This window comes from Pseudomonas sp. NPDC087358, from assembly GCF_044900785.1.
In the GTDB taxonomy this organism is placed as follows: Bacteria; Pseudomonadota; Gammaproteobacteria; order Pseudomonadales; family Pseudomonadaceae; genus Aquipseudomonas.
Genome location: NZ_JBJDOA010000017.1, coordinates 1 through 24,184 on the forward strand (window position 1 = coordinate 1; position 24,184 = coordinate 24,184).

19 protein-coding genes and 1 rRNA gene are annotated in these 24,184 nt (G+C 59.9%); 3 read left to right on the forward strand and 17 right to left on the reverse strand.

Going from position 1 to position 24,184, the window contains the following annotated elements; translation table 11 throughout:
* Positions 1-156: 156 nt before the first annotated feature.
* Positions 157-272 (forward strand): 5S ribosomal RNA (rrf, locus tag ACI2KS_RS26755).
* A gap of 108 nt (positions 273-380) precedes the next feature.
* Here the strand turns inward: rrf and ACI2KS_RS26760 are convergent.
* From ACI2KS_RS26760 to ACI2KS_RS26800, 9 genes are all read right to left on the reverse strand, one after another.
* Positions 381-2,897 carry a TonB-dependent siderophore receptor gene (locus ACI2KS_RS26760; RefSeq protein WP_404624038.1) on the reverse strand — a complete coding sequence of 839 codons (2,517 nt, stop codon included), beginning with the start codon at positions 2,895-2,897 and terminating at the stop codon, positions 381-383.
* An 84-nt stretch (positions 2,898-2,981) separates the two neighbouring features.
* Positions 2,982-3,965, reverse strand: coding sequence for a FecR domain-containing protein (locus ACI2KS_RS26765; RefSeq protein WP_404624039.1), 984 nt, complete (start codon positions 3,963-3,965; stop codon positions 2,982-2,984).
* Positions 3,962-4,462: a sigma-70 family RNA polymerase sigma factor gene (locus tag ACI2KS_RS26770; protein WP_404624040.1), complete on the reverse strand. Its 501-nt coding sequence runs from the start codon at positions 4,460-4,462 to the stop codon at positions 3,962-3,964. The genes ACI2KS_RS26765 and ACI2KS_RS26770 overlap by 4 nt, the downstream gene beginning before the upstream one ends.
* A gap of 142 nt (positions 4,463-4,604) precedes the next feature.
* A complete protein-coding gene (locus ACI2KS_RS26775) occupies positions 4,605-5,093 on the reverse strand; it encodes an SRPBCC family protein (protein ID WP_404624041.1) in 489 nt (162 codons plus the stop codon).
* A gap of 43 nt (positions 5,094-5,136) precedes the next feature.
* Entirely contained in the window at positions 5,137-8,589 is a 3,453-nt protein-coding gene (locus ACI2KS_RS26780; protein ID WP_404624042.1) for a non-ribosomal peptide synthetase, read from the reverse strand.
* A complete protein-coding gene (locus ACI2KS_RS26785) occupies positions 8,586-9,530 on the reverse strand; it encodes a diiron oxygenase (protein WP_404624043.1) in 945 nt (314 codons plus the stop codon). Before ACI2KS_RS26785 ends, ACI2KS_RS26780 begins: the two co-directional genes overlap by 4 nt.
* Positions 9,531-9,579: 49 nt before the next feature.
* The gene (locus ACI2KS_RS26790) at positions 9,580-10,356 is read right to left on the reverse strand and encodes a DUF3050 domain-containing protein (protein ID WP_404624044.1); all 777 of its coding nucleotides are present in this window, start codon (positions 10,354-10,356) and stop codon (positions 9,580-9,582) included.
* A gap of 740 nt (positions 10,357-11,096) precedes the next feature.
* Positions 11,097-11,825, reverse strand: coding sequence for a thioesterase II family protein (locus ACI2KS_RS26795; RefSeq protein ID WP_404624045.1), 729 nt, complete (start codon positions 11,823-11,825; stop codon positions 11,097-11,099).
* A 207-nt stretch (positions 11,826-12,032) separates the two neighbouring features.
* Positions 12,033-12,707, reverse strand: coding sequence for a GntR family transcriptional regulator (locus ACI2KS_RS26800; protein WP_404624144.1), 675 nt, complete (start codon positions 12,705-12,707; stop codon positions 12,033-12,035).
* Here ACI2KS_RS26800 and ACI2KS_RS26805 point away from each other — a divergent pair.
* Entirely contained in the window at positions 12,624-13,010 is a 387-nt protein-coding gene (locus ACI2KS_RS26805) for a hypothetical protein (protein ID WP_404624147.1), read from the forward strand. The genes ACI2KS_RS26800 and ACI2KS_RS26805 overlap by 84 nt on opposite strands.
* Before the next feature lie 253 nt (positions 13,011-13,263).
* On the opposite strand, the gene ACI2KS_RS26810 is transcribed toward ACI2KS_RS26805, so the two are convergent.
* From ACI2KS_RS26810 to ACI2KS_RS26830, 5 genes are all read right to left on the reverse strand, one after another.
* The gene (locus tag ACI2KS_RS26810) at positions 13,264-14,268 is read right to left on the reverse strand and encodes an aldo/keto reductase (protein WP_404624046.1); all 1,005 of its coding nucleotides are present in this window, start codon (positions 14,266-14,268) and stop codon (positions 13,264-13,266) included.
* A gap of 141 nt (positions 14,269-14,409) precedes the next feature.
* Complete coding sequence (locus tag ACI2KS_RS26815) at positions 14,410-15,594, reverse strand: MFS transporter (RefSeq protein WP_404624047.1); 1,185 nt, start codon at positions 15,592-15,594, stop codon at positions 14,410-14,412.
* Between the two features lie 181 nt (positions 15,595-15,775).
* Positions 15,776-16,597: an ABC transporter substrate-binding protein gene (locus tag ACI2KS_RS26820; RefSeq protein ID WP_404624048.1), complete on the reverse strand. Its 822-nt coding sequence runs from the start codon at positions 16,595-16,597 to the stop codon at positions 15,776-15,778.
* 22 nt (positions 16,598-16,619) lie between these two features.
* The gene (locus tag ACI2KS_RS26825; protein WP_404624049.1) at positions 16,620-17,384 is read right to left on the reverse strand and encodes an amino acid ABC transporter ATP-binding protein; all 765 of its coding nucleotides are present in this window, start codon (positions 17,382-17,384) and stop codon (positions 16,620-16,622) included.
* A 22-nt stretch (positions 17,385-17,406) separates the two neighbouring features.
* Positions 17,407-18,285, reverse strand: a complete 879-nt coding sequence (locus ACI2KS_RS26830; RefSeq protein WP_404624050.1) for an amino acid ABC transporter permease — start codon at positions 18,283-18,285, stop codon at positions 17,407-17,409.
* 312 nt (positions 18,286-18,597) lie between these two features.
* Here ACI2KS_RS26830 and ACI2KS_RS26835 point away from each other — a divergent pair, with 312 nt between their 5' ends.
* Entirely contained in the window at positions 18,598-19,563 is a 966-nt protein-coding gene (locus ACI2KS_RS26835; RefSeq protein WP_404624051.1) for a LysR family transcriptional regulator, read from the forward strand.
* 154 nt (positions 19,564-19,717) lie between these two features.
* Here the strand turns inward: ACI2KS_RS26835 and ACI2KS_RS26840 are convergent, their stop codons facing one another.
* From ACI2KS_RS26840 to ACI2KS_RS26850, 3 genes are all read right to left on the reverse strand, one after another.
* Positions 19,718-22,183 carry a TonB-dependent siderophore receptor gene (locus ACI2KS_RS26840; RefSeq protein ID WP_404624052.1) on the reverse strand — a complete coding sequence of 822 codons (2,466 nt, stop codon included), beginning with the start codon at positions 22,181-22,183 and terminating at the stop codon, positions 19,718-19,720.
* A gap of 430 nt (positions 22,184-22,613) precedes the next feature.
* Positions 22,614-23,579, reverse strand: coding sequence for a FecR domain-containing protein (locus tag ACI2KS_RS26845; RefSeq protein ID WP_404624053.1), 966 nt, complete (start codon positions 23,577-23,579; stop codon positions 22,614-22,616).
* Complete coding sequence (locus ACI2KS_RS26850) at positions 23,579-24,085, reverse strand: sigma-70 family RNA polymerase sigma factor (RefSeq protein ID WP_404624054.1); 507 nt, start codon at positions 24,083-24,085, stop codon at positions 23,579-23,581. Before ACI2KS_RS26850 ends, ACI2KS_RS26845 begins: the two co-directional genes overlap by 1 nt.
* Positions 24,086-24,184: the final 99 nt, after the last annotated feature.

Below are 24,184 nucleotides of genomic sequence, written 5' to 3' on the forward strand. Positions count from 1 at the left end.
CCGATGGTAGTGTGGGGTTTCCCCATGTGAGAGTAGGTCATCGTCAAGATTAAATTCCGAAACCCCATCTGCTCACGCAGATGGGGTTTTGTTTTAAGTGAAGGTCATACTTTTTTCGCTGACACGTTACCCGTTAACGGATCGGCTACAGAATTTCTTGACGACCATAGAGTGCTGGAACCACCTGATCCCATCCCGAACTCAGCAGTGAAACGGTGCATCGCCGATGGTAGTGTGGGGTTTCCCCATGTGAGAGTAGGTCATCGTCAAGATTGAATTCCGAAACCCCTGTCCGCATACGCAGACAGGGGTTTTGTCGTTTCAGGGCACAAAAAAAAGACCGGCCCGGTAGCCGAGGCCGGCTTTGATCAACCCTGTGCTTAGAACTGATAGCTCAGGGTTGCACTGACGTTGCGCTCCTCGCCCATGTAGCAGAAGTCCAGACTGGCACAGGAGGCGATGTAGGACTCGTTGGTCAGGTTGTTGGCATTGAGCCGCACATCCACCCCTTTCAACCCCACTTTGCCAAGGTCATAGCCCACCGACGCGTCCCAGAGCAGGTAGGAAGGCACCTTCATGGTGTTCTCGGCATCCACCCAGCTCGAACCGACGTAACGCAGCCCGCTGCCCAGGCGCAGGCCGTCCAATGCGCCGCTGTTGATCTTGTAGTCACCCCAGACTGACGCCATGTGCTTGGGTGCCTGAGTCGGCGAGTTGCCTTTGTTGTCGACATCGCTGACGGTGCTGACCATCGACTTCGAATAGTCGATATCGGTCAGGGTGTAGCTACCCAGCACCTTGAAATTATCAGTCAGCTGCATGTGCGCCTCGAGCTCCAGGCCCTGGGAGCGAACAGCGCCGATAGCGCGGTAGAAGTTTTCCTGAGGTAGCTTGGTTGCCAGGTTTTCCTGATCGATACGGAAAACCGAAGCGGTAAACAGATGATCGGTCCCCGGCGGCTGGTACTTGATGCCGGCTTCCCACTGCTTGCCATCGGTAGGCGCCAATGGGTTTCCCGCGCTGTCGGTATAGGAGTTAGGGTTGAACGACTCCGAGTAGCTGATGTAAGGCGCAAGGCCGTTGTCGAACAGGTAAAGGATGCCAGCGCGGCCGGTGGTCTTGGTGCGTTTATCGTTGATCCCGGTGCCCTCAGGGCGACCGAATTCAGCGATCCGATTCTCGTCTGACGTCTCGACCCAGTCATGGCGCAGCCCTAGCGAGAAGCGCCATTTGTCCCACTCGATCAGGTCCTGGGCGTACACACCGGTCTGCTCCAGGCGGCGTAGGTAACTGGTGGGATCGTAATAGGTAATCTGCGAATTGCCGTAGACCGGGTTGAACGCATTGATCGGCGCAAGAGAGCCGCTTTCCCAATCGACTACCGTCTTGCGGCGCTGATAGTCAGCGCCAAACAGGGCTGTGTGCTTGACCGGGCCGGTGAGAAATTCTGCCTGCAGCATGTTATCGACGATGTACGAATGCAGATGTTCATTGGCACCCGAGTAATAGCGATTCAGCTCATTACGGGTGGGTGAGGTCCAGCCGTAGCTATAGACCTGATCCAGACTCACTTTGGAGTCCAGGTAGCGGAAGTTCTGCCGTGCGGTAAAGACATCGTTGAAACGATGCTCGAACTGATAGCCGAAGGACTGCTGATCACGGCTGTATCCATCGATACCCGGCTCGCCCTCAAAGAAGTGCTCAGAAAGACGCTGACCATTGCGCTGGTGCAGCGCGCCGTCTGCCGGGTTGCCACCGTGATAACCCCCCTCCGGGTCATGCTGCAGATAAGCCTGCAGAGTCAGTGACGTGTCTTCGCTGAAATCAATACTCAGGGTCGGGGCCAGCGCGTAGCGCTTTTCTTCGGCATGATCGAACTGAGTGTCAGATTTATCGGTCAGGCCCACCAGGCGGTACGCAATACGCTTGTCGTCGTCCAGAGGGCCGCTGAAGTCGAACCCGACACCCCGTTGGTGGTTGGAGCCCACGGTCGCCTGAATCTGATGACCGGGCTCGTACAGAGGTTTCTTGCTGGTCAGCGCCACCAGACCGCCAGGCGAGCTGCGACCATAGAGGACTGATGAAGGCCCCTTGAGAATATCCACGCGTTCGAGGAAGTACGGGTCGACCTGCATGGTGCTGTAGGTACCGCTGTCGCCCATGGACTTGAGACCATCCAGATAGATGTTGTCCACCGAGCCGTCGTTGAAGCCGCGCATCGCCACGTAGTCGTAACGATGAGTTGCCCCATAGGGATTGGTCAGCACGCCGGGCGTGTAGCGCATCGCTTGCGCGACGGTTTGCGAACCCTGGTCATCCATCTGCTCGCGAGTAACCACGGACACCGACTGTGATGTTTCCAGCAGCGCGGTGCTGGTCTTGGTCGCGATCTGGCTATGAGTTGCGTTGTAACCCTCCATGCTGCCCAGCGCGTTGCCCAAGGCAAAACCGTGCACATCAGTGGTGGGCAACGACATAGCCTCGCCCCCTGCCTGGCGCAGCACATAGCTGCTGCCATCCTGACTGGCCGCCTGCAGGCCGCTACCACCAAGCAGGATCGCCAATGCCTGATCCGTCGAATAGCTGCCTTGCAGGCCCGCTGTGCGAGCGCCCGCCGTTTGTTCCGGTGTGGCCGACAACATGATCCCGGCCTGGCGGGCGAATTGATTCAGCGCCTCGCCCAATGGTCCTGCCGGGATCGAATAGCTGCGCGTGGGGTTGATGATCACGGCAGAGTCCTCTGCCAGCGCCGTCAGCGGCAGGCTACAGGCGGTCAGCGTCGTGGAGATCAATGCGGCGCGAATGGCCGTACCGAGCAGCGAGGGCCTGGAAGACACAGAACCAAGGCAAGCATCATTTGCAGCTGAGGAGGACGGTGTAGGTTGAAGCCGGATCATTGTCAGATTCCGTCGAGGTCGGTGAAGAGGAGGGTGCTGATCTCTAAGCCGGACTCATGGGCGAAACCCGCCAAAACATATTCGTCATGCAGTACGTTGCAGTGTCACCCACCAGCGAGTGCGGTAATTGAGGCGTACCGGCAGTGTCTGCGGCAGGATCGCCAGCAGCTTGTCGGTGTCCTCCAGACGGAACACGCCTGACAGCCGAAGCCCGGCGATAGCTTGTTCGCAACCCAGATAACCCCGGCGGTAGCGCGAAACCTCTGCCAGGAAGTCATCCAGGCGCATGTTCCGGGTGACGATCAAGCCGTCTGCCCAAGCGCCGGGGTCCATGTCCAGTTCGGGGAGCAATGCCGCGCGTCGCCCGTTCACCGAATAGCTCTGGCCGCTGTCCACGGTGATTGCCGGTGCGTCTGGTAGATGGATCAGCACACGACCCTCGGTGACGCTGAGCCGCGTGCTATCAGCCTCCTGGCGCACCACAAAACGTCCGAAAGCGCCTTCGAACAGACCATGCTTGCAGCTGACCAGCAGCGGACCCGGGCCCTGGGCGCCGCAGATCACGAGAAGTTCGCCCCGCTTCAGCGTGATCAGACGCTGGTTCGCATTGAAATCCTGATTCACCGCCGTATCGGTATTCAGTCGCAGGCGGGTGCCGTCGGCAAGAACGAAGCCCCGGTGCTGGCCGATGCCGGTCGCGAAGTCGGCATTCCACTGCTGCCAGGGTGTCAGATCCCGGGCCAGATACGCACCTGAGCCCAGCACCAGCAGCCCTGACAGCAGCTTCAGGGCTTGCCTGCGTCCCAGACGTTGCGCGCTGTGTTCCAGTGCTTCAAAGGCAGCGCCCCCGGCCGGCAGGGCTTGAAACCGACTGTTCAGATCAGTATTGAGCGACTGCACCCGCTGCCAGGCGCATTGATGATCGGGATGCGCGGCGAGCCAGTGTTCAAAACGTCGATGCAGACGGCTGTTTTCCTCCTGACCGTTCAAGCGCAGCATCCATTCGATAGCTTGCCGGACAACGGCCGGGGAGGGCTGACGATGCTCGTTGGCCGAAGCGTGATTCATGATTGGTATCGCAGCAGATAGCAGTGATACAGCGCGTCGGCGACATAGCGCTCAACCGAGCGAACAGAAATGTCCATCTGCGCGGCGATCTGCTTGTGGGTCAGGCCTTCACACTGGGCCAGCAAGAATGCCCGGCGTACTTTCGGTTTGAGTCCGTCGAGCATCCTGGCGATACCCTCCAACAACTCGAACACCAGCTCGCGGGATTCTGGAGAGGGGGTTTGCTGTGGAGGAAGATGAGCGAGCGCTTCGAGATAGGCGCGTTCAAGCTCTTCGCGGCGCCAGTGATCGATGACCAGCCCACGTGCGACCGTGCGCAGGAATGCCCTGGGCGCCTGCAGTTCCAGCCATTCGCTGCGATTGAGCAGCCGAACGAAGGTGTCTTGGGCCAGGTCCGCGGCATCGGCTGCATTGCCCAGCGTGCTGCGCAGCCAGCCGTTGAGCCATCCGTGGTGGTCGCTGTAGAGCGTGCCCAGCGTTGATTCGGAACAAGGCATCAGAAACGCGCCATCCCAGCGCCGCTTAAATGATAATGCGTCCCATTGTGTTGAGGTGCGTCACATTTTGCAACTCTACCCATTAACGTCAAAGCCCGCTCAGGCGTGTGCCTGAGCGGGCTCAAGAGCGACAGCCTGTCCGTCAGGCGAACAGTTTCTCTACGTTGCTCATCGCGCCGTCGGCAAAACTCTGCAGGAAGTCGCGGAATGCCTCCGCGCTGGCGGGATTGTCCTCGGCAGCCTCGGCGATGATGGTCCAGGTTGCGTCGCAGCTGTGTTCATCCCTTGGCACTACGGTCATCGAAGCCCACAGATTGCGAATACCCAGGTTGTTCTGAATGGTTGTCCAGGTCATTGAAAACGCGCTGTCGTCGCGAGAGTTCAGTTGCTCGACCACCACCAGGCCTCCCTCCTTGAACTTCTTGTGGCGCACCGCGCCGACGCCATCGCCGATCACTTCGATGCTCGCCAGCGCCGGAATGAACCGCGCGAAGCCGCCGAAATCGCCGACGACCTCCCAGACCTTGCTCGCCTGGGCTGCGACCTGCACACAAGACACCACAGGCTCGCCAATCGGGTTGCTGATCAGCGTGCCGGGCTTGAGGGTTTCGATCTTGTTGATTGCGTTCATGTCGTTCTCCAATACGTTTATGGGTATTGCGTTATGGGGTGAGTCAGATGAAGTCGATTTCTTTCAGGTAGTCGCAGCCCTTGCGCAGCAGCGCCGGGGTTTTCTGCGGATAGCATTCGCCCATGCGCTGCACACCGGCCAGGGCGTTCTGGTAGGCAATCATCGAGATATCGCCGATGTCCTCCTCGAAGCCGTCCAGGTAGAAGCCGAGCACGCCAAACAGCGCGTTCTGGCTGTCGACCCGGTTGAGCTGGGTCTGCCAGTGCGCAACGCTGACCATCTGGAACTCGCGGCCGGCCTCGCGAAACGCATCGACGTAACCGCTCCAGCTCAGGGGCTCGGGGTTATGCAGATTGAAAACCGCGCGTGCCGGCTGGTAACGGCTGCTGTGAAAGCCGATGAAGCGGGCGAGGAAGTCCACCGGCATCAGGTCGAAGGTCATGGAAAAATCCGGGACCTGTCCCAGTTGCATCGAACCCTTGAGCATCAGCATCAAACGGTTCTTGTGCGGCTGGCAGACGCCGGTGACGCTGTTGAAGGCGATGTTCCCCGGGCGGTAGATGTTGACCCACGCACCCTGTTCGCGAGCCTGCTGCAGGATGCGTTCGGCGACCCATTTGGACAGGTTGTAGCCGTTCTTGATGTAGATCGGCGGCGTCTGCGCGGCAGGCTCTTCCAGGACGCTGCCAGCGTGGTCCACGGCGCTTGAGGCGGAGAGTGTCGAGACGAAGTTGAAGACCTTCTTGCTGCGTCCTTCGCACAGGCGCAGGCATTCGAAGATCGGCGCCACATTGTCTTTGGCCAGCGCTTCGTAATCCTGCACGTGATTGACGTTGGCGGCGTTGTGCACCAGCGCGCCAAACTCACGATCCAGTCGCTGGTAGACCTCGTCGCTCAAGCCCAGCTGGGGTCGGGTAACGTCCGCTGCATAGACCCGCACTCGGCTGAGGTCCAGATGCTCCAGGCGGTTTTCACGCAACGCCTGGCCGAACCGGTCCTGCGCGGTCATCCCGCCGCCTTCACGCACCAGGCACGCCACCTCGGTCGCGCCCCAGGCCAGCAACGCCTGGACGATATGCACACCGAGAAAACCATTGGCGCCGGTAACGATGACCTTGTGCACATCGCCCAGTTGGTCGACCGGCAGCGCGCGCAGCTCGATGGGTGTCGTGGCGTCCCTGATCGCTTGCGGGCTGACCGTCCAGGACGACGAACCATCGCTGTCTAGCAGGGACGCCAGATTGATCAGCGTCGGCGCTTCAATGAAACGGTTGATGGGAATGCTGCGCCCGAAATGCTCGCGGATCCCCAGCAACATCTGCGACAGCAGAATCGAATGGCCGCCCAGATTGAAGAAGCTTTCATCGGTTGATATGTCCCCCGGTGGCAACTCCAGCAAGTCGGCCCAGAGGGTCAGCAACAGACGTTCGTTTTCAGTGACAGGCTCACGCCGCGGCGCTTGCTCGATCAGGTTCACCGGCAACTGCAGCAGCGCTTTGCGGTCAATCTTACCGTTGTTGGCGAACGGCATTTTCGCAAGCTCGGTGTAGGCAGCCGGGCGCATGTAATCAGGTAGCAGGCGCTCGACATGCGCCTTGAGCAGAGGCCGCGCCGCATCGGGCTCGACCCCTTGCGGTTGAGCGAGAAAGGCCAGAATCCGCCGCTGCTCATCGACCACCACCGCCACCTGTCGGTACAGCTGACTGTCGCGCAGGCAGTGTTCGACTTCTTCGGGCTCGACTCGAAAGCCGCGGATCTTCACCTGATTGTCACGCCGTCCGCACAGCTCGACACCGGCGTCGGTCCACTTGCCGATGTCGCCGGTGCGATATGCGCGCAAGCTGTCTCCATCGCCAAGCGCCAGGTGCACGTAGCGCTCGTCGGTCAGCGCCGGATTCTCAATGTAGCCCAGGCACACGCCCGGCCCGACGATATACAGCTCGCCCGGCGTCTGTTCGGCGACCGGCTGCATCTGTTCATCGAGAATCAGCAACTGACTATTGGCGATAGGGCGGCCAAGGTTGCGGTTGCTGCTGCCCGGCTGAAATTGCCCGGCGGTGATCAGCACCGTCGCTTCTGTCGGGCCGTACAGGTTATGGAAGTCGCACTGCGCGGCCAGATGCTCGATAACGTACGGCTCGCACACGTCACCGCCGGTCATCAGGTGATCAAGCTTGAGTGGCCGATCCATTGGCAGGATGCTCAACAGTGCGGGCGGCAGGAACGCGTGGCTGAGGTCCTGGTCCAGCAGTGCGATGAGCTGTAATGGATCGCGGCGCTGATCTTCACTGGCCACCACCAGCTCGGCGCCGCTGAGCAGGGTCGGGAAGATGTCGATCACCGACGAATCGAAGCTTAGCGTCGAGAATTGCAGCACCCGACTGCGGTGGGACAACCCGACGTATTCGGCATACCAGGCGGTGAAGTGGCTCAGGTTGCGCTGGCTGAGCATTACGCCTTTGGGATGGCCCGTGGTGCCCGAGGTGTAGAGCGCCATGCACGGCCCATCGATGGCGGGGTGGCAGTTCAACAGCGGCTGCCCGGTGGGAGTGACCGCGACATTGCTGATATCCAGCCCCGGTACGCTCTGCCCCGCCAGTGGATGCTGACCATCGTGCAGCAGCAGAACCGCCTTGGCGTTCTCCAGAATGTACTGCTGGCGTTGCAGCGGCTGGCTTGGATCGAGGGGCAAGTACACTGCGCCATGGCCAAGAATCGCCAGAATCCCCGCAAACAACGCAGCAGACTTGGACAGGCAGATACCGATAACTGGCGGCTCACCGGTTGACGCATCCACAAGCGGTCGTATCAAAACCTGAACTGCAACGGCGTGGGCGCGCAGATCCTCGTAGCTGATACGTTGGCCGTCGATGTCCAATGCGCAGCGATCGGCAAACGCGGTGAAGCTCTGGTCCAGTCGCGTCACCAGCGGCACCTGGGCGATGCGCAGCAAGTGTGGTTGCGCGGTCTGGTTGAAGCGATGCTCGAAGGCCAGTCGATCAAGGCGTTGCAGTCCCTCTTGCCAGTCGCTTTGGGGGCCTTGCAGTGGTGCTGTGCCAAGCAGGTGCTCGGCATCACGCGAGAGGCGACTGACCAGCAACGTCACGCTGTCTACCAATGCTGCGACGGCGACATCGCGCAGCATACGGCCGTTGCCCGAAGGTTCGGCCGGTACCTCCTGACGCAGGATCAGCCGCTGCGCCGTCGCCGAGCCATACCAGCACAGCAACTCAAGATGCGGCATGCCGTGCTGCATATCCGGCCTCAGGCCGACACGCAACCCCAGATGCGCGTCGGTCTTGAAAGCCGCAAGGCGACTGCTGCTCAGGTCCAGCGTGCCGTCTTCGATGAGCAACGTAACGCCGCTGACGAGGGTGTCCTCCAGCGCCCGAGTGTCTGACAGTGAATGGATCAGATGCCCATGGGCGTCCAGTTCTACGCCAAGTTCGCTCAAGGCCCTGCTATGACCGATGAGCACGATCTCCAGGCGTTTCATTGCACGCCCCCCGCCGGCAAATAGTCGGCGATGGCCTGTTGTACGCAAGCGCAATCAAGCATCGAGCTGGTCCTGAAGAAGCGCACGATGTTGCCCACCAGGGGGTGATGACGGTTGATCGGGAAGCACATCGCCTGGGCTTCGTCCTTGAGCGCCTGCTTGATCGGCGCGGCGACCGCGAGGTGATCGATGAGCACGAAGTCGAAAGACTTCTGAATGTCATTGGTCAGGTATTGAGCAATGAACACCGGCATGATCCGGGCAATGGCTTGCCGATCCTCTTCCGGTGCCGCATGCCAATAGATCCGCACCAGACGCGCCCAGAACCCCGAATGCCGGCCTTCATCGAGCAGGTGGTCGGCCATCAGCCCCTTGATCGACTGCTTGACCGTGTCGTCCTTGGCGAACGCGGCCACATCATTGGTCACGGTGTTCTCGGCGATTGCCACGCAGATCAGCTCCACTGCACTGCGCAGGTGATCCGGCGCCAGCGCAAGGGCTGCGGGGATCGCCCGGCTCAACTCGATCTCCGACGGCAAGACGATGGGTTCGATCCCGGTCATGGCAATGGTCTGCTGCATGAAGTCCATGGCCACCAGCGCGTGATAGTCCTCGTCGACCACCACGGTCATCGCGTCGTAGCGGCAGGCGAAGGGGAAGCGGATCGCAAAGTTGTCCTTGGCGATACTGCGAGCAGTCTTGTCGACGATTTCGGTCTCGAAAATCACCACGTCGTTGATGAATTTGTACAGGCTCTGGATCAGCGCGAAGTCACGCAGATGCGGACACTCACGGGTGAAGGTCTGACTGAGTACCAGCGGTTGGCGGCTCAGCGGATAGATGAGTCTTGCGTCGTTCTCGACGATGCGGCGCGGGCGGGTACGGATCGTCGCACGGCCTTCCCACGCATCGACGAAGGACAAGTAGTCTTCGGCTTTCATGATGTCGTCCCTGTGTGTGGAGCAAAGAATTTGCCAAGCCGCGAGCGGCTCATGCGCTGACTTCCAGCAGCGGTTCACGCATGCTGGCGCGCAGGGCGTCCCACAGCGCGATACGGCTTTCCACGGCGGCGATGGCGGCCGCGTAGACTTCGGCCTCGCGTCGCTGGTCGCCGTCCACCAGGCGTGCGAGCAGAGATTCGGCGGCCGGCCCGTGGTCCTCCGAATCCACTTCGATATGGCGTTGCAGGTAGTAACGGAAGGTCGGGGCCTGATTGGCGGTGATGCCCCAGTCATCGAGAATGCGCTGGAACATGTGCGGGATGACGCTTTCGCGGCCATGCAGAAACGCAGCGGCAACGCTGTGGGCCGATGCATTGAGAGCTGTGTCCAGGGTGTCTTTGACGAAGCGCCTTGCAGCCTGGCCGGCGTTGACGCTGTCCAGCGCGGTCTCGTAATGCACACCTTCTTGCTGGAGCTCGACGAAACGCTCGATACGCGCGGTGCTGGCGCCCACTTCACGCATCGCGTCCAGGTACAGCTCGAAATGGCTGTAATGGCCATGATCCAGGCGATTGTCAGATTCCTCGCCGAGTACGATTTCGTTGATCAGCCGGGCTGCTTTCGGGTCCTTGGGCGGCAGCCAGGGCAATTGCGTGCAAGTGAGTTCCTGCTGCAGCCTCTTGGTCAGCGACATGAAATCCCAGACCGCGAACACATGCGTTTCCATAAAACGCCGAAGTACATCCAACGAATCAATTTCGGCGAATATCGGATGAGCGCTTAGTTCGGATTTCTTACGGTTGAGTAGTTGTTTGTTAGTATTCACGGTGACGTCCTTGATATACGAAAATATTCCACGATCAACGCCGTTGTCTTGCCTGAGTGTTTCCACGTTGGGCGGACAACAACCCGCTGCAACGATGGCGAATAAACAATAGGCGAGCAGGCAGCGTGACGAATACTTCGTTTAATGGTCTCGAGGGTTGTGTGCCAGGCCCAAGGCTGCTGGCGTGTTGCCGCCCCTGGTAACAGATGAGCTGGGTTTTCCGGCTACCGGAAAGTTGGCGACAGGAAAACGTTAAAGCACTTTTTAATATCAGAGCAAATACTTTTTAATAAATTTTTCCGTATTAAAAACAAGGCGCGCAGCATGCTGATAAAACATTACCAATATGTTTTATTGGGGCGAGCGTAACCCCTCCGGCTCAATAGAGTCAGAATTGATAATAATGAACGAATGCCTCGTTCAGAGTTACGCGTTAACTAAACAATCGCGGTAGAAGGAATTTTGTGTGGGCGACGTTGATGGACTGCTCTCAATTCGTCTCCGCCCCTTGCACTGCTCCTTTTGTTGCTCCATGAGAATTGCGCTTGCGGAACCGACTGCCAGGCGAGTTCGTCCCTTGAGTTTGCCTGAAACACAGGAATTCGCTGCGTTAGCGCAGGCAGTATCTGCCAGGGATGGCTTAGCGCACTCCTTCAGGTGATTGCTCTCCCGGCAAAGCGCGTGCTGTTTTTAATGTGGGTAAACGAGGGACAGGGGCAGGATAGGGGCGCGGTAGAGGCTCAGCCGCCCAGCAGCCCCAGATGCGTGTTGATGATGTGCAGCAGACGATTGCGCTGCGATCGGAGGAAGTTATGGTTGCCGCGCACTTCGATCAACTCGAATTCGCGGCGGGTGAATTCGCGCCAGTTCATCATGCTGGCGGCGGTGTCGAGCGGATCATCGCTGCCGTACAGGGCGGTAAGGGGGATATCCAGGCCGTCGTCCGGACAGTGTGACCACAGCTCCGAGAGCTTCAGGTCGCTGCGCATCACAGGTTCGAGCAGTCGCATCAGCCTTTTATCCTGAAGCAACGATTGCGGCACGGCGTCCAGTTTCACAAGCGCTTGAACGAAGTCATCCTGGGGCAATGTGTGCAGATACGGCAGGGGCTGTTGGCTGTCAGGACTGCGGCAGCCGGAGATAAACAAGTGTCGGGTCAGGCCGCTGTAGTAAGTCTGCGCCAGTCTGGCCATTTCATAAGCCAATCGGCCGCCGAAGCTGTGGCCGTAGAAGGCGTGGGGCTCGCTCAGATAAGGCTGCAGAGCGAGGAAGGTGTCTTCCAGCAGCGGCGCCCAGCGGTCGTAGGGGGTTTCTTTGAGGCGGCTGCCATGACCAGGCAGGCGCAGCGTCACTAATTCTATATGGTCGGCCAGGCCTTGCGACCAGTCGCGAAACTGCTCTGGATCTGCGCCGGCATGGGGGAAGCAGATCAGGCGCGTGCGGACCGGTTGCCCGGAATTGACAACCATCAGCCATTTGCTTTTCGGCGCGTACACTGAGAATCCCCAAGCCTGCTCGTGCAGACCCTTCACAACCGTGGGGCCGGTTCCATCGGCGCGGGCACCGCAATGACCGGTGCTCAATAAACCCCGAGCTGTGTCCAGCCGCTATGACGGCCGCAAGCTGGGGCGCGAATGCTGGACCGTGAACAGCCGCTGTTCACGATCGTCAAACCCTCACTGGGCGAGGGCGCGCTTCCTTGACGTGGCAGGTGTGGCGGTTTGCGTCGCACGACTGTTCAGGTAGTTGTTGATCGCATCCACACCACGGTTCAAATGGTAGGCCAGAGCGTTGATCGTCGCATCGATTGCCCCGGCCTCGGCCAGGCGCAACAGCTCCAGATGGTCGTGCTGGGAAACCTCGCCCAGCTCCATGTGCTTGAGGTTGAAGCGCAGGAAGCGTTCCTCCTCGTTCAGGCCATCCTCGACCAGTTTGAGCAGGCGTTTGTTCGATGCGCGGGAGTAGAGGCACATGTGAAACAGGCGGTTGAGCGTGCCCATTTTCGCGTAATCGGTTTCGATCTCCAGCTGCTCGATGTAACTGCGAGCGGTGCTGATGTCCTGCGCGGTCAGCAAGGGTATCGACTGACGCAGCGCCTCGGACTCCAGCAGGATGCGCAAGGCATAGGCATCGGTGGCATCTTCGTTGATCAGCGGTGCGACGACGGCGCCCTTGTGGGTTTCGACCCGCAACAGTGATTGCGCCTCCAGCTGACGCAGGGCTTCGCGTACAGGCATGCGACTGACACCGAACAGCGTGGCCAGCTCTTGCTGACGCAACGCCACTCCGGATGGCAGGCGGCCGTCGAGAATCGCAGCGCGCAGTTTTTCTTCGATCACGGCGCGCGCCAAGTGTGCGGGCGGCTGCTCGTTCCCCAGGATTTCCCGCAGAAATTGTTCTTTCTCGGTCCGGCGCATCGCTACTTCTTCTTCCAATGTTCAGGTTTTGGATCCAATGGAACACTAGAGGTCCCAGTCATCCTTGTCAAACTTTGCCAGATCCACGGCCAGCGTGCGGCGGACGGCATTCTACAAGGCTTTATGGGATTGATGTGGGTGTCGTGTTCTATCGCTTCGGGCGATACAGGCCGCCGCAAGCAGCCTGATGAACACGGCATTTCTGCGATCAACCGGGCAGCCAATCGAACTCATTGATTTGCAAGCCAATATCCCTAGGCGTCCTTATTCTGCAGGCGTGAACGCCTGTCATCGGGTACCTGCGGTCGATGCGGCAGGCTGACGACAATCGCGATTCGTTTCGCGGTCCAGCGATGGGGGCAGGGGTTCGCAGGGCGGGCGCCCTGGGCATGACGCGAGGGTAGAGCGAGCTTTAGCACGTCGGCTCGCTGGCGGGGCGATTCTTGCGGCCCCGCCGGCAAGCCGTACGGCTAAAGGTCAGGCAGTGCGTTTAGAGGTACCGCCCCGTCACAAAGTGCTGAACATCATTGAAGCCCGGGGTCGAGGCGTGCCCCGGTGTCACCAGCGAATCGATGAACGCCTCATCTTCGGCGGTAATCTGCACGCTCAATGCCTTGGTGTAGCTGTCCCATTGCTCTTCGGTGCGCGGACCGACGATGGCCGACGTCACCGCCTGGTTGTTCAGCACCCAGGCAATGGCAAACTCCACCAGACCCACACCTTTGTCTTTGGTATACGCCTGCAGTTTTTGCGCGATGTGCAGCGACTCCGAACGCCATTCGGTTTCCAGAATCCGCTTGTCCTGACGCCCGGCGCGGGTGGTGCTGTCGGGGGTCACGTCCGGCGCATATTTACCGCTCAATACACCGCGGGCCAGCGGGCTGTAAGGCACCACGCCCAAGCCGTAGAACTTCGCCGCAGTGATCTGCTCGAGTTCGGCCTGACGATTGACGATGTTGTACAGCGGCTGACTGATCACCGGCTTGTCGACGCCCAGACGCTGGGCGACGTTGACCACCTCGGCGATGCGCCAGCCGCGGAAGTTGGACACGCCCCAATAGCGAATCTTGCCTTCGCGGATCAGGTCACCAATGGCCGAAACGGTCACCTCAAGCGGTGTGCTGTGGTCTTCTTTGTGCAGGTAATGGATGTCGATGTAGTCGGTGTCGAGGCGGCGCAGGCTGGACTCGACCTCGTTGAAGATGTGCTTGCGGTTAAGGCCGCTGCTATTGGGCGCGGTATTGCCGGAGCTGCTGCCCACTTTCGTGGCCAGGACCCATTCGCTGCGGCGCGAGGCAATCGCCTCACCGACGATTTCTTCGGAGCGGCCGGCGTTGTAGACATTGGCCGTGTCGATGAAATTCACGCCCTCGTCCCAGGCCTTGTCGATGATCCGCAGGGACTCTTCAGTGCTGGTCTGCACGCCGAACATCATGGAGCCCAGGGTCAGCGTTGAGACATTGAGGCCGGATTGGCCAAGAACGCGGTATTTCATTGCTCGATATCCTTTTCGTCAGGAAGGTGAAAATCAGGACAGTCTGGATCAGGCTTGCAAGAGGTCTCGTAAAGCGCTTCGGACTGACAGCTCAAGGCCCGACATACTCGCCTGTTTGCTGCGGATTTGAAAAGTGACAATTTACAGCGCGATATCGGGATGGGCGGGCTTGACCCGGCGTGCGCTCATAAAACACAAGGTACCGCCGATGGCGGTCAGACAGGCCAGCACATAAAACATCGTCGGCGCTGGCGTATTGATCAACAAATAACCACAAATCACCGGGCTCATCGCGCCACCGAACGCCGCCAGGTTCTGTGCGCCGAGATAGCTGCCGCGCAGATGATCAGGGGCGATAGTGTCGACGAACAGGTATTCGGTCGGGTAGATGATCATCTCGCCCAGGGTGAACACGAACATTGCAGCGCACCAGGCCAGGGTCGTCGCGGCAAAACTGAAACCGATCAGGCCCAGGACGAACAGCGCCGAACCCAGGCAGATCCAGTTCGACAGTTGTTCGCGCTTGAGAAAACGGCCTATCTGGTACTGCATCAAAATCACTGTGACAGCGTTGCAGGCCAGTACCGCCGAGAGGATCTTCAACGCCTGCTGCGAGGTGTGGGTGACCAGCAGAAACTGAGAGAGATACAGCGTGTAGCGGCCATGCACGATGGTGCTCAGCAGGCTGCCGCCGGTGAACAGAATCAATGTGCGGTCGTTCTTCAGGGTCAGCAGCGTGTCGAAAAAACTGCGCGGCGCATCCTGCACATTGCGCACGGTCGGCGGGATACCGATCATCAGGAACATGCTGCCGAACGCGATGGCGCTGGCGATCAGGAACGGCGCCAGCGGCAGTTGACCGGCAATCACCACGCCGAGCATCGGACCGGTGGCGTAGCCGATATTGGTCAGGGTGTAGCGCAGGGAGAACACCTTGGCGCGTTGGCCGATGGGCAGGTTCTCGCTGATGATCGCCTTGGAGCCGATCAGAAACAGTGCCGAAGCGGTTTCCGTGATCACCAGGGTCAAGGTGGTCAAGTAGACGTTCTGGGCGAAGGTCAGCAAGGTGAAGCCGATCGAGCTGGAGAGCATGGCCAGGATCAGCAGCTTGCGCTTTTCCAGCCGGTCGATGATGTAGCCGCCATACAGACTCAGCAGCGTTGCCAGGAACACTGCGATCCCCATCAGCAACCCGACGTCCTGCTGGTTCAACCCCAGTTTTGTGCTCAAGAACAGCGTGAGTAACGGGCTGGTCATCGCCCGACTCATGACGATGGTCAGCGAGCAGACCATCAGGCGGCGGATGACGAGGGAGTAGGTGGCCACTGTTATTGTTCAGTCCTTGGTGCTTTGCTGCAAACCCTTGTAGGAGTGAGCTTGCTCGCGATTGCGGTGTGTCATCAGGCATGTACGTATCTGACTAAGCGCCATCGCGAGCAAGCTCACTCCTACAGGTCATCGCGTTTACCTGTGGAGCGAGCTTGCTCGCAAATCGGGCAGGCGTCGTTTACTGCCCCTGATCCATCCCGATCTTGGCCACTGCGCCTTGCTCAAGATTCCACTTCTTGAGGATCTTGCCGTAAGTACCGTCGTCGACCATCGCCTGCATCGCTTCGGCGATGGCCTTGGCCAGCTCCGGGTTGGATTTGCTTACGCCAAGCCCGGTGAACTGCTTGGAAATCGCCAGGCCAATCGGCTTGTAGGTGTCCTTCTCCTGCGCCATCAGGTAGGGAATGGTTTCGCTGCCTTGCATGGCGGCGTCCAGACGGCCCTGACGCAATTGCGCACGGGCGTCGGCCGAGCCTTCGGAGCCGGTCACGATGATTGCCGGTTTGCCTGCTGCCTCGCAGTTCTGTTTGCTCCACTCGGCAATTTCCGCAGGCCAGGTGGTGCGCCGGCTGGTGCCGACCTTCTTGCCGCACAGGTCGATCGGCTGGTTCAGTTCGGTGTTCTTGGTCAGGGTGTACAGCTGCGGGCCGCTGGTGAAATAGTCGACGAACGTTACCGATTTCTGCCGTTCGGCGGTGTCGGTCATGCCCGACAGAATGATGTCGAAACGCTTAGTGACCAGGCCGCTGACCATCTGCTCGAAAGCGGTTTCCTGCCAGCTGATCTTCACGCCCAGACGCTCGGCCAACGCATTGCCCAGATCCACGTCCAGGCCGGTCAGGGTATTGCTGGCGGTGTCCTTGAAATCCATCGGCGGGTAATTCGGCACGATGGCGGCGGTGATTTCGCCTTTGTCCTTGATGCCGGCGGGTACTGCTGCGAATACCGAAGTGGATGCCATCAGGCCAGCGAGCAAGGTAGGTAGGATCATTTTTTTCATGGTCGTTCTCGTTTGTTCTGGTTTAAGTGCGAACGGCAGAAATGAAGCTTTGAGTTCTTGGGTTTTGTGGGCTTATTAGAATGTCTTCGGGGCTGCCGGCCTCCACAATCTGGCCGCCGTCCATGAACACCATGCGGTTGGAGACTTCGCGTGCGAAGCCCAACTCATGGGTCACGACGATCATGGTCATGCCGGAATGCGCAAGGTCGCGCATCACCGACAACACTTCGCCCACCAGCTCCGGGTCGAGGGCTGAAGTGGGCTCGTCGAACAGCATCAGCTTGGGCCGCATCGCCAGCGCGCGGGCAATCGCTACGCGCTGTTGCTGGCCGCCGGACAGTTCGACGGGATACGAATGACGCTTGTCTGCAAGGCCGACCCGGGCCAGCAGTTCCACGGCTTCTTCGTTGGCTTCCTTGGGCGAACGCTTGAGCACCTGAATCGGCCCTTCGATGACGTTTTGCAGCGCGGTCATGTGCGGGAACAGATTGAAGCGCTGGAACACCATGCCAGTGCTAAGTCGCTGGCGCGCCACCTGGGTTTCGTTCAGCTCGTGCAATTTGTTGCCAACGATGCGGTAGCCGACCAGTTCGCCATCGACCCACAGACCGCCCTTGTCGATCTTCTCCAGCTGATTGACGCAACGCAGCAGCGTACTCTTGCCCGAACCCGAAGGTCCGATGATGCACAGCACCTCGCCTTGCTCGACCTCGATGCTGACGTCCTTGAGCGCATGGAACTGGTCGTAGTATTTGTTCAGGCCGACGGCTTTGACGATGCTTCTCATGTGGCTTCTCCTGGGCCTGAACTTACGAACGCTTGCCGGCGCCGCGAGCGAAACGCAGCTCCAGCCGGCTTTGGCCGAACGACAGCACGGTGACCACGGCCAGGTACCAGATACCGGCGACGATCAGCAGCTCCATCACCCGGGCGTTGGCGTAGTAGATGTTCTGGGCGTTGTGCAGCAGCTCGGAGTACTGGATCACACTGGCCAGGCTGGTCATTTTCACCATGCTGATGAACTCGTTGCCCACCGGCGGAATGATCACGCGCATGGCCTGGGGCAGGATGACCCGGCGCAGGGCTTGCAGGCGCGGCATACCGATGGACTTGGCAGCCTCATACTGGCCGGTGTCCACTGACAACAGGCCGGCGCGAACCACCTCGGCGGTGTAGGCGCCCTGATTGATACTCAAGCCCAGCAGCGCTGCGACGAAAGGCGTCATCAGGGTCACGGTATCGAGTTGAAACACGCCGGGGATGCCGATCACCGGGAAGATCAGCGCCAGGTTGAACCACAGCAGCAGCTGCAGGATCAACGGCGTGCCACGAAACAGCCAGGTGTAGGTGATGGCCACATAGCGCAGGATCGGGTTGGCCGACATGCGCATGATCGCCGTGATTACGCCGATCACCACGCCCAGGATCATCGCCAGAATCGACATGATGATGGTGTTGAGCAGGCCCCACATGATCGCCTGGGAGGTCAGAAACTGGCCGATGTAGCCCCACTCGATCTGCCCGTTGGCGAAAGCGCGGGCCAGGCCTGCCAGGGCAATGACGATCAGGGTGGCGAAGAAGATTCGCCCGTAATAGCGACGCGGCACGTGCTCGTACTGAGTGATATCGAACTCGTTTTCGGACTTCTTGCGCTCGGCTTGCAGCCGCTCTGCCTGGTTCTGGTTCATGGTGATTCTCCGAAGCTGTGTTCAGGCCGCGCAATGTTCGATAACAGCAACTCACCCTCTGATCTGCCGATCACGGTACGCACAGGTACCTGAGGTTGTAGATATTTGCTGAGAGTGAAGGGCAGTTTCGCGTTGCAAGTCCTGATCAAAGTGTCAGGTTTTATCGTTGTTAGATCAGTGAGCAAGTCACTGATCAGGGCGTAAAGCAGATGGTTGCCAATCGCCATTTTCTGTGTTCATTATTATCAATCGGGCATGTTTTTGTTGTGAGTCAAAGCCTGTTGAATATGACAGGTGAGGTCAATAATCATTATGGAAACTCCACTTTCCACTTCTGGAAACGTGCCGCCAAAACCCGGTATTCGTCCGCCCTTATCGCTGAGCGGGATGGACTTCAAGCTGCTGCGGGTCTTTCAGGCCGTGGTCGAGGCCGGGGGCTTCAGCGCTGCACAGAACGAGCTGAACGTGGGTCTGGCAGCGATCAGCAAGCAGATTTCGGACCTTGAAATTCGCATCGGCATGCGCCTGTGTACCCGCGGGCGGGAAGGCTTTCACCTGACCGAAGAAGGCAAGCTGGTCTATCAAGCGGCCATCGAATTATTTTCCTCGGTGGACACTTTCCGTGACCGCATAAGTTCGGCACAGAATGAGTTGATCGGCGACCTGAGCATCGGTGTTATCGATAACACGATGTCCGATAAAAGTTCGCCGTTAATAGCCTCGCTTAGAACAATGCACGATGAAGCGCCCAAAGTAAGATTGCGCCTGCATGCCTCTCAACTCGATGAAATCGAACGCGGGGTGGTCGAGGGGCGTTTGAGCGTTGGTATCGTGCCGGTCTATCAGCGCCGCGAAGAGTTCGATTATTTCGAGCTGTACGAGGAGCTTTCGCACGCTTACTGCGCGGTCGGGCATCCTCTGTTCGAGTTAGACGACAACGATCTGGACATCGACAGCCTGCGGCATTACCAGGTGATCAATCACCGTTACGCCATCCACCGCGACAAGGCCAGCTTCGTCAATTACGACAGCCAGTCGGCTTCGGCATCGCAGGTCGAAGCGGTGGCGATCCTGATTCTCACCGGTCGCTTCATCGGCTTTTTGCCCGAACACTACGCACGCAGCCTGCTGCGCGACGGCCAGCTACGCGCGTTGCGCCCCGACGTCATTCACCTGCGTACACCCTTCCACCTGATCCTGCGCCAAAACGCCCCGCGCAGCCCGCTGGTAAAAGCGTTCGCCCAAGCGCTTGGGGTGGATTTGAAACGGGTGGTGTGAAGCCTCCGTCAGGTGTTTCTTTCGGCAGGTGAGGCTCTGTGGTTCTGCCGCTACGCGCCAGCGCCCCCGGACTGCTTCTGCCCGCAGGGCGTGGGAGTCCGGCTTGCCGACGATCTGCCGGGCACCGGCAGTAAATCCTGCCTGACACCAGGTTTTAAAAGTCCACCGTAGCCGACACCTTCAACGTTCGTGGCTCACCCTGGGTGAGGTAGTTGTTCGCCGTCGAGGCCGAGGCCCAGTAGGCTTTGTTGGCGACGTTTTCGACGTTGGCGCGCAAGGTGATGTAGTTGTCGTCGGCCTTGAAGCCATAGCGTGCGCCCAGGTCGACGCGGGTCCAGGACGGAATGCTCAGGGTGTTTTCCGCGTTGACGTATTCACCGCCGGTACGCAACATGCGGCCGCTCAGGGCGGCGCCTTCGATGCCCGGCAGGTCCCACTCGGCACCCAGGTTGTACTGGAAGCGCGGCACCCCGGCAGCGCGGTTGCCATCGGTAAGACCATTGGAGGTCTTGCTCAACTCGGTGTGCATCAGCGTCGCTCCGGCCAACAGGCGCAAACCATCGACCGGCTCGCCGAACAGGTTCATTTCCAGACCTTTATTGACCTGCTCACCATCGACGCTGAAGGTGCCCAGACGATTGCCCGGCGCAGTGGTCGTCGCGCTGTTGGGTTGCTCGATCCGGTACACACCGAACGTCGCACCGTAAGTGTCCCAGTCGAACTTGACCCCGGCTTCGGTCTGCTTGCTGCGCCGTGGCGGGAACACCTCGTTGGGGTTGGTGACGTTGGTCGCCGGTGCAGTCGGTCCCTGCGCCAGCCCCTCGATCCGGTTGGCATAAAACGATACGTGTTCCCACGGCTTGATCACCAGGCCGTACACCGGCGTGGTGATCGATTCTTCATAGTTGGCCGTGCGTGCGCCGGTCGTGGTGTTCCACGCATCGACTTCAATGGTCTGGCGACGCACACCAACCGTCAGCAATACGCGATCGTCGACAAAGCCCAGGGTGTCCGATACCGCCGCGCTCTTGACCCGGTTTTTGCCGACGATGCGCGGGTCATGGATATCGCTGCCGAAATAAGTCACGGTCGGACGAGGGAGTTGCACCGGGTTGTACAGATTGTTGGGCTGGCGGTTGGCGACCAGAATCGCCTCATAGGAGGAGCGCTGCTCGCCCCAGATGCCCGACAGACCGAAGTTCATCTGGTGCGTGACCGGCCCGGTGTTGAAATGACCATTGAGCCCGGCGATTGCGCTTTTGTTGTCCTCATCGTGGGGCGAATAGAGGAAGCCCGTGCGCGCCGTGCCGTTGTCATCACTCACATAGAGCGACGAATACTCGCCGTTTTCACGGGTGTGCTTGGCGCCGCCACCGGCATAGGCTGTCCAGTGGTCGTTGAGGTCGTACTCGGCGTTGACCATGCCGTAAGTGTCTTCCAACTGCGACCAGGTCCAGTCCTGGGTGTAGTTGTCTTTTGCCGACGGCGCATGCGGCACCACGCTGCCGTTGGGATAGACCACCGAGCGGCCCTGGTTGATGCGCTCTTTCTGGTAGCCAAGATCGGTCGATACCCGCAACCGGTCGCCGCGATAATCCAGGGCGACGGCGATCAGCTGCGAGCGTTTGGTCTCGTCATCGATCGCGGTTTCGCCGCCATGTTGCGCGAGGTTGATCCGCGCGCCGAAACGGTTGTCTTCACCGAAGCGCTGACCCACATCCAGATGGCCTCCGACCTGACTGTCGCTGGTGTAATCGAGCGTCACGCTGCGAGTGGGCGTGTCTTCGGCGCGCTTGGGCACGATATTGACACTGCCGCCGATACCGCTGCCCTGCGGCGCCACGCCATTGACGAAGGCGTTCGGGCCCTTGAACAGTTCGACGCGTTCCACCGCTTCGGTGGTGATGATCTGCCGAGGCAGGATGCCGTACAGGCCGTTGAACGCGATGTCGTCGGTTTGCAGTGGCAGGCCGCGAATGGTGAACACTTGAGAGAAGTTACCGAAGCCGGCCGACTGACGCACCGACGCATCATTGAGCAGCACGTCACCCAGAGTACGGGCCTGTTGGTCGGCGATGGTCTTGGAGGTGTAGCTCACCACGCTGAACGGCACGTCCTTGATGTCCCGGGTGCCCAATACGCCAAGGCGCGCGGAGCGGGCGACCTGGCCACCGGCGTAGGTGTCGGCCTGAGCGTTGTTCAGCTCACCGTTGACCGTGGTCGCGCCCAGCTCCATCGCGTCGCCCAGCTTGACCTCGGGCACGACCGTGTAGCCGTTGTCGCCGGTGCTGAGCAAGGAATAACCACTGCCTTGTAGCAGATGGGCGAAGCCCGATTGCACGGTGTAACTCCCCTGCAGGCCCTCGCTTTGTCGGTCGTTGAGCAGCTTGGAGTCAAACGACAACGGCACGCCAGACACCGCGGCAAACTGCGCGAGCACATCCCCGAGCGCGCCGGGTGCAATCGAGTAAGTGCGCGCGACGCTGCTCTGCACAGGATCGGCCGCCATGGCGCTGTGCAGCGGCGCAAGGCCAGTCAACGCAATTGCCAGGCTCAAGGCTTTGACGGGGAAGCGAGTGGGACTCATTCTGAACGAGTGCTTGAGCGGCCTGAAAGTCATTCGGCAATCCTGTCGACGCAAAGAAAGTGAGGGGTTCTCTCCCTCACCGAACGACAGGGGAAAAGGTATCAGCGAAATACAGAATTTTTTTCGGCGCAGTAGAGGGTGATGGCTTCCGCCCGCAGACCCACAGATGTCGACTCGCTTCTGCCCGGAGGGCGTGGGAGTTCGGCGGGGTGGCGCTCCACCTTGCCGACGATCTGGCGCGAAGCGTCAGTGAACCCTGTGAAGGGTGAATACCTGACTCACCGAGCCGCCTGATTTTACTGCCGGTGCCCGACAGCTCGCGGGGCAAGCCCGCTCCTACGGGCCTTCGGCCAGAATCAAAAACACGCGGCGTAGCAGTCCAAAGCTGCTTGAGGAGCTTGTTTGCAACCATGGAATCTCCCACAGGCAGCTGCATCCGAAGAACATGAAGTCTGCCAAGACGCTACCCGCGAGGCTCCACCGCCACCCAATAGCGCGTCAGGCTGCTGACACTGATCGGCAGCGTGTTCTGCAACAGTCGCAGGCTGGCGTCGGTATCGCGCAGGGAAAACGCCCCGGAAACCGTGAGGTTTGCGACCGAGTCATGACAGCGCAACACTCCTTGGCGATAACGGGCCAGCTCGGCCAGCAGATCGGCCAGGCGCATGTTCTTCGCCACCATCATGCCGTTTTCCCAAGTCATGCTCGCCAGGTCCAGGGGCTGTACAGGGGCGCTGGCGTCTGCACTGAACCCGCTTTGCTCGCCGGCGTTGACGATCACGCCCCGGGACGAATGTACCGGCAGCATTTCCACCGCGCCCTGCACCACGGCCACGCGGGTGCCGGGATCATCGACTCGGACACTGAACCGTGTGCCCAGTGCGCGGGCGGTGCCGTGGCGGGTCTGGACGATAAACGGCCGATAGGTCGGCGAAAGCTCGCTGGCGGTGGTAATCAGTACCTCGCCGCCCAGCAATTTGATCCGTCGCTCGCTGGCGCTGAATGCGATGTTCAGCGAGCTGTTGGTGTTGATCAGCAGGCGCGTGCCGTCGGGCAGGGGCAGGTTCTTTTGCTCGCCGATCGCGGTGTGCTGATCGGCCATCCACTCCTGCCACGGCAGCTCCCGTTGCGCCAGCCAGATCGCCGGGCCTGCCAGCAGGAACAGACCGATACGGTTGAGTGCCTGCCGCCGACCGATACCTTTATTGCGGCCGATGCGCTTGATCGTATCGCTGGCAATCGAGCCGGGCACGGTCTGGAAATCACCGATGATTGCCTCGGCGCGCTGCCAGGCCTGTGCATGCTGAGCGCTGCGACCCCGCCACAGCTGAATCGCCCGACGGTCCTCATCGGTAGCAGCCCCGGACTGCAACTGCACCAGCCAGTCGGCAGCCTCTCCCAGAATCACCGGATCGATGGGCGCGTTCATCAGGCCACGCTCAGGCAGGCAAGGAAGGCGTCGCGCATGTAACGTTTGACGGTGACCAGCGAGACCTTGAGTTCGCTGGCAATCTGCGGGTAGGTCATGCCATCGAGCTGCGACATGAGAAAGGCCCGGCGGGTGTTATCCGGCATCTCGCGCAACATGCTGTCGATGCGATATAGCGCCTCAAGGATCAGCCAGCGGGTTTCCGGCGATGGCACCTGCGGCTCGGGCAGATGCGCGATGGTTTCCAGATAAGCGCGTTCGACATCCTGTCGGCGCCAGCGGTCGATGACCAGCCCCTTGGCGATGTGGGTCAGCAGCGCACGCGGCTCCGCGCCCAGGCCGGCCGGGTTCTGGCGGGTCAGCAGACGTACGAACGTGTCATGGGCAAGATCGGCCGCATCGCAGGTGTTGCCAAGCTTGCGATCCAGCCAACGGTGCAGCCAGCCGTGGTGTTCGCAATACAAATTCTGAACATGCAGGTTGAGCGATCGATCGACTGACGACATAGAGACCACTGGAAACATTCCGCGCGTCCGTGCCGGATGTAATTAAGAATTGATCGCATTCTATAGTCGGGAGGAGAGCGCTGGCAATCTTGCTCGCGG

Coding starts and splice junctions, on each gene's coding strand:
- ACI2KS_RS26850 (WP_404624054.1), bottom strand. CDS start 24,085: ATGTCGTCAGTCGATCGATCGCTCAACCTGCATGTTCAGAATTTGTAT.
- ACI2KS_RS26770 (WP_404624040.1), bottom strand. CDS start 4,462: ATGCCTTGTTCCGAATCAACGCTGGGCACGCTCTACAGCGACCACCAC.
- ACI2KS_RS26785 (WP_404624043.1), bottom strand. CDS start 9,530: ATGAAAGCCGAAGACTACTTGTCCTTCGTCGATGCGTGGGAAGGCCGT.
- ACI2KS_RS26760 (WP_404624038.1), bottom strand. CDS start 2,897: ATGATCCGGCTTCAACCTACACCGTCCTCCTCAGCTGCAAATGATGCT.
- ACI2KS_RS26825 (WP_404624049.1), bottom strand. CDS start 17,384: ATGAGAAGCATCGTCAAAGCCGTCGGCCTGAACAAATACTACGACCAG.
- ACI2KS_RS26775 (WP_404624041.1), bottom strand. CDS start 5,093: ATGAACGCAATCAACAAGATCGAAACCCTCAAGCCCGGCACGCTGATC.
- ACI2KS_RS26795 (WP_404624045.1), bottom strand. CDS start 11,825: ATGGTTGTCAATTCCGGGCAACCGGTCCGCACGCGCCTGATCTGCTTC.
- ACI2KS_RS26810 (WP_404624046.1), bottom strand. CDS start 14,268: ATGAAATACCGCGTTCTTGGCCAATCCGGCCTCAATGTCTCAACGCTG.
- ACI2KS_RS26845 (WP_404624053.1), bottom strand. CDS start 23,579: ATGAACGCGCCCATCGATCCGGTGATTCTGGGAGAGGCTGCCGACTGG.
- ACI2KS_RS26835 (WP_404624051.1), top strand. CDS start 18,598: ATGGAAACTCCACTTTCCACTTCTGGAAACGTGCCGCCAAAACCCGGT.
- ACI2KS_RS26830 (WP_404624050.1), bottom strand. CDS start 18,285: ATGAACCAGAACCAGGCAGAGCGGCTGCAAGCCGAGCGCAAGAAGTCC.
- ACI2KS_RS26780 (WP_404624042.1), bottom strand. CDS start 8,589: ATGAAACGCCTGGAGATCGTGCTCATCGGTCATAGCAGGGCCTTGAGC.
- ACI2KS_RS26840 (WP_404624052.1), bottom strand. CDS start 22,183: ATGACTTTCAGGCCGCTCAAGCACTCGTTCAGAATGAGTCCCACTCGC.
- ACI2KS_RS26820 (WP_404624048.1), bottom strand. CDS start 16,597: ATGAAAAAAATGATCCTACCTACCTTGCTCGCTGGCCTGATGGCATCC.
- ACI2KS_RS26765 (WP_404624039.1), bottom strand. CDS start 3,965: ATGAATCACGCTTCGGCCAACGAGCATCGTCAGCCCTCCCCGGCCGTT.